This window comes from Mycobacterium sp., assembly GCF_035697385.1.
Classification (GTDB): Bacteria; Actinomycetota; Actinomycetes; order Mycobacteriales; family Mycobacteriaceae; genus Mycobacterium.
In genome coordinates, this window is sequence record NZ_DASSCY010000149.1 from 57,336 (window position 1) to 65,973 (window position 8,638).

Genomic DNA, 8,638 nt, shown 5'->3' on the forward strand with positions numbered 1-8,638 from the left:
TTGACAGGTTAGATCGATACGCGTTTACTCCTAACCATCACAACTATCTGAGAGGGTTAGACATGGTCACGCATCATCGCTTCGCCGAGATCGCCGGTCGCCAGATCTTCTACCGCGAGGCCGGCGCAGCGACGGCGCCCGCCGTGGTGCTCCTGCACGGCACGCCCGCCAGCTCGCACATGTACCGCAATCTGATTCCGGCGCTCGCCGACCGCTATCACGTCATCGCGCCGGACTATCCCGGCTTCGGGCATTCCGACGTGCCGGGCGTCGACGAGTTCAGCTACACGTTCGACAATCTCGCGGACCATGTCGACGCGCTGCTGGATCACCTTGGGCTGCAGCGGTATGCGATATACGTGCAGGACTACGGCGCACCCGTCGGCTGGCGGCTGGCGTTGCGTCACCCCGAGCGCATCGCGGCGGTCATCACCCAGAACGGCAACGCCTATGTCGAGGGGTTCGTCGGGGACGCGATGGAGCCGCTGTTCGCCTACGGTAGGGACCGTTCAGAGACCAACGCCGCGGCTCTGCGCGACATCATCGGTATGGACGGCTTGAAATGGCAATTCACGCATGGTGTTTCGGATCCCTCGGTGGTCGACCCGGACACCTGGATCGACGCTCACTTCGCGGTGGCCAGCACGCCGGCGCGGGTCGACGCCCAGCTGGAGTTGTTCGCCGACTACAGAACCAACGTCGACCTGTACCCGCAGGTGCACGAGTACTTCCGCGCTTCCCAGGTGCCGCTGCTGGCGGTGTGGGGTCGCAACGACCAGATCTTCGGACCCGACGGCGCACTGGCATTCGGCCGTGACCTGCCCGGCGCAGACATCAATCTGCTCGACGGCGGCCACTTCCTGTTGGAGAGCCGACTCGACGAAGTCGCAGCGCTGATTCGGCCGTTCCTGGAAAAGCATCTGAGCCAGCGTCAGTCCTCGTCACCGTCCGTCGAGCTCGTCCCAGAAGCGGTGTGACCGATCGGCGATCTCATCCGGGTATTCGCCGTTGATGGCATGTGAGGCATCGGCCCACAGCTCGACCTGCCCGCGCGGCAAGAGATTTCGTGCCCGCGCCGCCGCGCGGTCAGCGTCGAGCATCACGCTTCGACCGGCGATCAGCGCCAGCACCGGGACATCGAGCGACCGCAATTGGTCGTCGGTGAACGACTTCGGCGTCGCCTTGCGCAAGCTGTAATCACTGGATCCGGCGGAGATCAGCGCGGTCCCTGGCTCCGAGGGGTCGACGTCGGCTCCGCCGGCGATCCAGCTGAATATCTTGCGCTGCAACGAGTCCGGAAGAGGTAAGAACATTCCTGCCGCGATCACCATCGCCTTGGCCGGAACCGGTGCGAACGTGAATACGGGGTCCAGCAGTGTCAGAGAGGCTGCGCGGCCGGGACGACGGACGGCGTAGTTGACCGCCGTCCAGCCGCCGATCGAAACTCCCATCAGATGCACGCGATCCAGCCCGAGGCCGGCCAACGCGTCATCGAGCCATTGCGCCTCGTCGTCGGGCCCGGTGATCGGCTTGTCCTGCACCGACATCCCGGCCTCGCCGAGAAGGTCGACACCGATGGCGGTGCGGTGCTCGAGCAGCGCGGGGATGTTGACGCGCCACATCGGCGTGGAGGCGTTGCGGCCGGGCAACAGCACCACCGGCGGACCGTCGGATGGCCCGTCGAACCGATAGGCGCGCACGGTGCCGAATGAGGTTGGCACATCGGTCGACTCGCTGGGCGGCAGTTCCGCCATGGCGCCCTGGTAGACACTCAGGTAGTGCGCCCGGGCCCGCTCGCCCTTGAAGTGTCCGACGTTGCGGCGCGGCACTACTCGACGGTGACGGACTTGGCCAGGTTGCGCGGCTTGTCGACGTCGTAGCCGCGGGCCTGCGCGACACCGGCGGCGAACATCTGCAGCGGAATCGTCGACAGTAGCGGCTGGAAAAGCGTTGACACCGCAGGTATTTCGATCAGATGATCGGCGTAGGGCCGGACGGCGTCGTCGCCTTCCTCGGCGATGACGATGGTGACGGCGCCGCGCGCCTGGATCTCGCGGATGTTCGACATCAGCTTGGCGTGCAACATCGAGGCGTTCTTCGGTGACGGCATGACGACGATTACCGGCAGGCCGTCTTCGATCAGCGCGATCGGACCGTGCTTGAGCTCACCGGCGGCGAAGCCCTCGGCGTGCATGTAGGCGAGTTCCTTGAGCTTGAGGGCACCTTCGAGCGCCACCGGATAGCCGACGTGGCGGCCGAGGAACAGCACCGTCTGCGACTTGGCGAACTGCTTGGCGAGCGCAGAAACCGGTTCGAGGGTGTCGAGTACCCGGGCCACCAAGTCGGGCATGGCTTCCAGGTCGCGGTATTCGCGCTCCACCTCGTCGGGGTACTTGGTACCGCGGGCCTGCGCAAGCGCCAGTCCGACAAGGTAATTCGCGGCGACCTGAGCCAGGAACGTTTTGGTTGACGCCACGCCGATCTCCGGCCCGGCGCGCGTGTACAGCACCGCGTCGCATTCCCTCGGGATTTGCGAGCCGTTGGTGTTGCAGATGGCCAGCACCTTCGCCTTCTGCGTCTTGGCGTGCCGCACGGCCTCGAGGGTATCGGCGGTTTCACCAGACTGTGAGATGGCGACGACGAGCGTGTGCTGATCCAAAACCGGGTCGCGGTAACGGAATTCGCTGGCCAGCTCGACCTCGACGGGCAGCCGCGTCCAGTGCTCGATCGCGTACTTGGCCAGCAGCCCCGAGTGATACGCAGTGCCGCATGCCACCACGAACACCTTGTCGATCTCGCGCAACTCCTGGTCGGAGAGCCGCTGCTCGTCGAGCACGATGCGGCCGCCCGAGAAGTGGCCGAGCAGAGTGTCGGAGACGGCGGCGGGTTGCTCCGCGATCTCCTTGAGCATGAAGTACTCGTAGCCGCCCTTCTCGGCGGCCGAAGTGTCCCAGTCGATATGGAACTTGCGGAAGTCGAGCGTGTCATCGCCGTTGAAATCGGTGATGCGGTAGCCGTCGGCCGTGACGACCACTGCCTGGTCCTGGCCCAGCTCGACGGCGTCGCGGGTGTGCTCGATGAACGCGGCCACATCGGAGCCGACGAACATCTCGCCGTCGCCGACGCCCAGCACCAGCGGCGTGGAACGCCTGGCGGCGACGATCGTGCCCGGATCGTCGGCGTTGGCGAAGACCAACGTGAAGTGGCCCTCGAGTCGACGCAGCACCGCCATCACAGAGCCGACGAAGTCACCGGCGGTGGGTCCATGGTGGTACTGCCAGGACACCAGGTGAACGGCCACCTCAGTGTCTGTGTCGCTGGCGAACTCGACGCCGGTGGCCTCCATCTCGGCGCGCAGCGGGGCGAAGTTCTCGATGATCCCGTTGTGGACGACCGCGATCTTTCCGGCTGCGTCACGGTGCGGATGCGCGTTGCGATCGGTAGGCCGGCCGTGGGTGGCCCAGCGGGTGTGGCCGAGACCGGTGCTGCCGGAGAGGCTGACGGCCTCACTTTCGCCGAGGGCGCCTTCCAGGTTGGCCAGCCGGCCGGCTCGCCGCCGCACCGCCAGCCCACCCTTGCCGTCAATCAGCGCAATGCCCGCGGAGTCGTAGCCTCGGTACTCCATCCGGCGCAGCGCGTCGACCACGATGTCGCAGGCAGGACGCTGCCCGACGTAGCCGACGATTCCACACATAGGCATCCAGGGTAGTGCAAGCGCCGCCTGCCGCCTCCTGCGCTACGGTCGTCAGGTGGCCCGCACGAAGAAGCTGTTTGCCGCTTTGACCCGCCGCGGCCCGCACCGCGTTTTGCGTGGTGACCTGGCCTTTGCCGGTATGCCCGGTGTCGTCTACACCCCGGAGTCGGGGATGAACCTGCCCGGTGTGGCGTTCGGACACGATTGGGTCGCGAAGGCCGACCGCTACAACGGAACGCTGGAGCATCTGGCGTCGTGGGGCATCGTCGCAGCGGCGCCCGACACCGAGACCAGTCTGGCGCCTTCGGTGCTCAACCTGGCGTTCGATCTTGGCTCGACCCTGGACATCATCGCCGGCGTGCGGCTGGGTCCCGGGAAGATCAGCGTGCACCCCACCAAGTTGGGTGTCGTGGGCCACGGTTTCGGCGGCTCGGCTGCGGTGTTCACGGCAGCGGGCATGAGTTCGAAACCCAAGGCGGTCGCGTCGCTGTTCCCGACGGTCTCCAAGCCGCCCGCCGAGCAGCCGGCGGTGTCGCTGCAGGTGCCGGGTCTGATCTTGACGGCGCCCGGTGACCCGATGACGCTGCGCTCGAACGCGGTCGAACTGGCCCGCGTGTGGAAGGGCGCCACGCTGCGCACGGTCAACAACGGCAAGGCCGGCGGCCTGATCGAGGGCCGGCGGCTGGCCCGGGTGGTCGGGCTGCCTGGCGCCGATCGCAGCACGCAGAAGGTGGTGCGGGCGCTGCTGACCGGCTATCTGCTGCACATGCTGACCGGCGACAAGACCTATCGCGACTTCGCCGACCCTGAGGCCGACCTGCCGAAGGCCCCAGCCATTGACCCGTTCTCCGACGATCCGGTGGACCTCGAGGACAAAGTCGTCTCCCTTTTGAAGCCCTGAATCGGCCCAACCAACTGGTTGGGTGTATAAATCGACGATGCGGACAGGAATCTTTCTCAGTTACGCCGGCGGCTTCCGTGAGGCCGTGGACGACGTCGTCGAACTCGAGAAGATCGGCGTCGACATCGCCCTTGTGGCCGAGGCGTACTCGTACGACGCCATCAGCCAGCTCGGCTACCTCGCGGCCAAGACGTCGCGGATCGAGCTGGGCTCGGGAGTGGTTCCGATCTACATCCGCACCCCATCGCTGCTGGCGATGACGGCCGCCGGCCTCGACTACGTGTCCGACGGCCGCTTCCGGCTCGGCATCGGGACGTCAGGGCCACAAGTCATGGAGGGTTTCCACGGAGTCGCGTTCGACGCACCGCTGGGCCGGACGCGAGAAGTCGTGGACATCTGCCGGCAGGTGTGGCGCCGCGAGCGGGTGCAATACGACGGCAAGTACTACCAGATCCCGCTGCCCGCCGACCGCGGCACCGGCCTAGGGAAACCGCTGCAACTGATCAATCATCCTGTCCGCGACCGCATTCCGATCACGATCGCCGCGTTAGGCCCGAAGAACGTCGAGTTGACCGCGGAGATCGCCGAGGGTTGGCAGCCGGTGTTCTTCTACCCGGAGAAGGCCGACGCGGTGTGGGGTGAGGCATTGCGGGCCGGGTACGCCAAGCGCGACCCGGCGCTGGGCCCATTAGACGTCATGGTGAGCGCACCGCTGGCCATCGGCGACGATGTGGAGGACCGATTGGCTTGGGTCAAACCACAATTGGCGCTCTACATCGGCGGTATGGGCGCGCGCGGCCGCAACTTCTACCACAACCTGGCCACCTCTTACGGGTTCGGCGACGTGGCCAATCGGATTCAGGATTTGTACCTGGATGGCAAGAAGGCCGAAGCCATTGACGCGGTTCCCGACGAACTGGTGCGCCACGTGTCGTTGGTCGGGCCACGTGGATTCGTCAAGGAACGCTTGGCCGCCTTCGCCGAAGCCGGCGCCACCACACTGTTGCTTCAGCCGCTGTCAGGCGATCGCCGCGAATCCGTGCGCTACGTCGAGGAATTGCGCCACCTGCTGCCGTAGCCGATTAGGGCGCATCCCCGGTGCCCTGTATTGTGGTGTGCAGCGGCAACGTCTGTTCTGCCTTTTGCCGCTTCTCGATCGTCATACCGAGCGCCGCGGGATCACCCGCGCCGGGCAGGACGACCACTCTAACTTTTCGGAGCAATTCACTTTGTCTGTTCAAAACCTCAGTGGGCCAACCATGTCCACATTCGCCGAACTCGGGCTGCCTGGCGTCGTTGTCGACGTCCTCAGCGCCAACGGCATCGAATCCCCGTTTCCGATCCAGTCGGCGACGCTGCCCGATTCGCTTCGCGGGCGCGACGTCTTGGGCCGGGGCCGGACCGGATCCGGCAAGACTTACGCGTTCCTGTTGCCGATGGTGACGCGACTCACAACCAGCCAGACCAAGCGCGTCCCCGGCCGCCCGCGGGCGCTCATCCTCGCGCCCACCCGTGAGCTCGTCGCCCAGATCGACGCGGCCCTCGCACCCCTGGCCGCCGCGACGAACCTGCGCTCGGTCACCGTTTTCGGTGGCGTCTCCGCGCATTCACAGATTCAGAAGCTGCGGCAGGGAGTCGATGTCGTCATCGCATGCCCGGGCCGACTGGAGGACCTGATGCGGTCCGGCCATGCCGACCTGTCGGCAGTCGAGATCACGGTGCTCGACGAGGCCGACCACATGGCGGATCTCGGTTTTCTGCCGCCGGTGAAGCGGCTCATGGACAAGACACCGCGCGACGGCCAGCGATTGCTGTTTTCGGCGACCCTCGACAGTGGTGTCGATGTCATCGTGAAGCGGTACTTGCGCAATCCCATTGAGCACAGCGTGGATTCGGCGCAGTCGCCGGTCGCGGCAATCGATCATCACGTCCTGCACGTCGACAAGGCGGCCCGGGTCAGTGTGCTCGCCGATCTCGCGGCGTCACCGGGCCGGACCATCGTCTTCGCCCGCACGAAGCACGGCGCCAAAGGCCTTGCCCGTCAGCTGAATGCGCGAGGAGTCGCCGCGGTCGAGTTGCACGGAAACCTGTCGCAAAACGCCCGCACGCGCAACCTCGCGGCGTTCTCCGATGGTTCGGCCGTGGTGCTGGTCGCCACCGACATTGCCGCTCGCGGTATCCATGTCGACGATGTGAGCCTCGTGGTTCACGCCGACCCGCCCGTCGAGCACAAGGCGTATCTGCACCGGTCCGGCCGGACGGCCCGCGCGGGAGCCGACGGCACAGTGGTGACGCTGATGATCGACGAGCAGGTGTCCGACGTGCGCACCCTCACTCGCAAGGCCGGCGTGAAGCCGACGATCACCCGGTTCAGCGGCGCGACGCACCCGGTGCTGCTCGAGATCGCACCGGGCGAGCGCAAGTTCGGCCAACCCATCGTGGCCTCCCGCCCGGAGCCGGCCCAGCCTCAGCAGCCACGCCGGCGCGGCAAACCCAGTACACGAAACCACGCTGGCGGCAGGGGCCGCGGTTCGGCCAAGACCGGCGGGCGGACTCATTCCGCGGCGTCGTTCTCGGCGAACATGACCCGCTCCCGCTGAGGCTGTCCCGCATCATCTAGACGAGGATCGTCCCGCCGTCAACGGTCACCACAGTGCCCGTGCCGAACTCCTGCTCCATGCAGTACAGGTAGGCACGGGCGGCGTCGGCGACTTCGCCGATCCGGCCCAGCGGAAGTTGTTGTGCCGCTTGGTCGTACATGCTCCGCCGATCGGCGTCGCTCATCGCGTCCCACAGCGGCGTACGGACCACTCCCGGCGCCACGGCGTTGACTCTGATCGGAGCCAGTTCGAACGCGAGCGCTTTCGTCAGCGCGTTCATCGCACCGCACAGGCTCACGGGTAGGGCGCCGAATCCAGGCTGCTCGGCGGCGGTGCCGCTGGTCAGCGTGATCGAACCGCCCGCCGTGATCCTCGGCGCGAACACCTGCACCGCGCTGAGCGCACCGACGAACCGCGTCTGGAAGAACTGGTTGACGATGTCCGGGGTGAGGTCGGCGACCGGTGCTAGTTCGAGTGATTCACCGGCCGTGAACACCAGGTGTTCGATGCCGCCGATGTCTTCAGCCAGCCGGTCCAGCGACGCTGGATCGGTGAGGTCAACGGTGGCACCGCGCGCTTGAGCGGGCAGGCGGGCCAGCGCCCGGTCGACGCTGGACTGGCGACGGGACACCACGATAGGGGTGGCACCGCGTTCGGCCGTTGCATCCGCGACGCCGAGGCCGATGCCGGAGGTGCCACCGATGACGAGGACTCGTGCGTTTTTCAGGCTCATGCTTTCCACTGTTGGTCGACTGTTGCCGAATCGTCCAAGACTCTTTTCGTCGTCGACCGATACCCTTGGGGTATGAGCTCGGGGGATCTCGACATGCGCAAACTCCGCTACTTCGTGGCGGTGGCCGAGGAGCTGAACTTCGGCCGTGCTGCCGAGCGCCTGCACATCGCGCAGCCGGTGTTATCGCGCCAGATCCGGAGCTTCGAAAGCGAACTCGGGGTGCAGTTGCTCGATCGAAGTTCCCGGGGAACTCAACTGACTCGCGCAGGATCACAGCTGCTCGAGGACGCCCGTTTTCTGCTTGCTGAGTCAAAGGCGTTGCAGAAGAGGCTGTTTGAGGTCGCCGACCCGACGGTGACGGTGACGGTGGGTGTGATGCCTGGACTTCTGGCGACGGCCGCGGCAGCGGCATTCGAGTCCGCAGATCCGTCGCGGCGCGCCGTCGTCGTGCAGGTCGGTTGGCCCGATCAGATCGACGTGGTGCGCCGCGGTGAGGTCGACGTGGTGTACGCCCGCGAGCCGATCGACCATCGCGGGCTGGGCACCGCGCCGCTGTTGGAAGAACCGCGGGATGCCGTTCTGGCGCGCGCCGACCCGTTGGCCAGGAGGAAATCCGTGCGGCTGGCTGATCTGGCGTCTACGCGGCTGCTGCAGGATCCGTCCACCGTGCCCGAGTGGTACGCGATCGCCACGCCAGAGCATCGGCGTGC

Annotated in this window: 8 protein-coding genes; 5 read left to right on the forward strand and 3 right to left on the reverse strand. The window is 66.3% G+C overall.

Going from position 1 to position 8,638, the window contains the following annotated elements:
• Window positions 1–62: 62 nt before the first annotated feature.
• The gene (locus tag VFH65_RS12815; RefSeq protein WP_353321976.1) at window positions 63–977 is read left to right on the forward strand and encodes an alpha/beta fold hydrolase; all 915 of its coding nucleotides are present in this window, start codon (window positions 63–65) and stop codon (window positions 975–977) included.
• Here the strand turns inward: VFH65_RS12815 and VFH65_RS12820 are convergent.
• Window positions 942–1,829 (reverse strand): alpha/beta fold hydrolase, encoded by an 888-nt coding sequence (locus VFH65_RS12820; protein ID WP_353321978.1) that lies wholly within the window; start codon window positions 1,827–1,829, stop codon window positions 942–944. The two genes, VFH65_RS12815 and VFH65_RS12820, sit on opposite strands and share 36 nt — an antisense overlap.
• Window positions 1,829–3,694: a glutamine--fructose-6-phosphate transaminase (isomerizing) gene (gene glmS, locus VFH65_RS12825; protein ID WP_353321980.1), complete on the reverse strand. Its 1,866-nt coding sequence runs from the start codon at window positions 3,692–3,694 to the stop codon at window positions 1,829–1,831. Before glmS ends, VFH65_RS12820 begins: the two co-directional genes overlap by 1 nt.
• Before the next feature lie 55 nt (window positions 3,695–3,749).
• Here glmS and VFH65_RS12830 point away from each other — a divergent pair, with 55 nt between their 5' ends.
• The 3 genes from VFH65_RS12830 to VFH65_RS12840 all read left to right on the forward strand — a co-directional run bounded on the left by VFH65_RS12830 (window position 3,750) and on the right by VFH65_RS12840 (window position 7,195).
• Complete coding sequence (locus VFH65_RS12830) at window positions 3,750–4,595, forward strand: dienelactone hydrolase family protein (RefSeq protein WP_353321982.1); 846 nt, start codon at window positions 3,750–3,752, stop codon at window positions 4,593–4,595.
• Window positions 4,596–4,632: 37 nt separating this feature from the next.
• Complete coding sequence (locus tag VFH65_RS12835) at window positions 4,633–5,673, forward strand: LLM class F420-dependent oxidoreductase (RefSeq protein WP_353321984.1); 1,041 nt, start codon at window positions 4,633–4,635, stop codon at window positions 5,671–5,673.
• 181 nt (window positions 5,674–5,854) lie between these two features.
• On the forward strand, window positions 5,855–7,195 hold the full coding sequence (locus tag VFH65_RS12840; protein ID WP_353321986.1) for a DEAD/DEAH box helicase: 1,341 nt from the start codon (window positions 5,855–5,857) through the stop codon (window positions 7,193–7,195).
• Between the two features lie 16 nt (window positions 7,196–7,211).
• Here the strand turns inward: VFH65_RS12840 and VFH65_RS12845 are convergent, their stop codons facing one another.
• On the reverse strand, window positions 7,212–7,928 hold the full coding sequence (locus tag VFH65_RS12845; protein WP_353321987.1) for an SDR family oxidoreductase: 717 nt from the start codon (window positions 7,926–7,928) through the stop codon (window positions 7,212–7,214).
• A 72-nt stretch (window positions 7,929–8,000) separates the two neighbouring features.
• Between VFH65_RS12845 and VFH65_RS12850 the strand changes: the two genes are divergently transcribed.
• A partial coding sequence (locus VFH65_RS12850; RefSeq protein ID WP_353321988.1) for a LysR family transcriptional regulator occupies window positions 8,001–8,638 on the forward strand: 638 nt, incomplete at its 3' end.

What these genes read in the sequence shown, in the direction of transcription:
- VFH65_RS12835 (WP_353321984.1), top strand. Translation starts at nt 4,633, where the DNA reads ATGCGGACAGGAATCTTTCTCAGTTACGCCGGCGGCTTCCGTGAGGCC.
- VFH65_RS12840 (WP_353321986.1), top strand. Translation starts at nt 5,855, where the DNA reads ATGTCCACATTCGCCGAACTCGGGCTGCCTGGCGTCGTTGTCGACGTC.
- VFH65_RS12815 (WP_353321976.1), top strand. Translation starts at nt 63, where the DNA reads ATGGTCACGCATCATCGCTTCGCCGAGATCGCCGGTCGCCAGATCTTC.
- glmS (WP_353321980.1), bottom strand. Translation starts at nt 3,694, where the DNA reads ATGTGTGGAATCGTCGGCTACGTCGGGCAGCGTCCTGCCTGCGACATC.
- VFH65_RS12845 (WP_353321987.1), bottom strand. Translation starts at nt 7,928, where the DNA reads ATGAGCCTGAAAAACGCACGAGTCCTCGTCATCGGTGGCACCTCCGGC.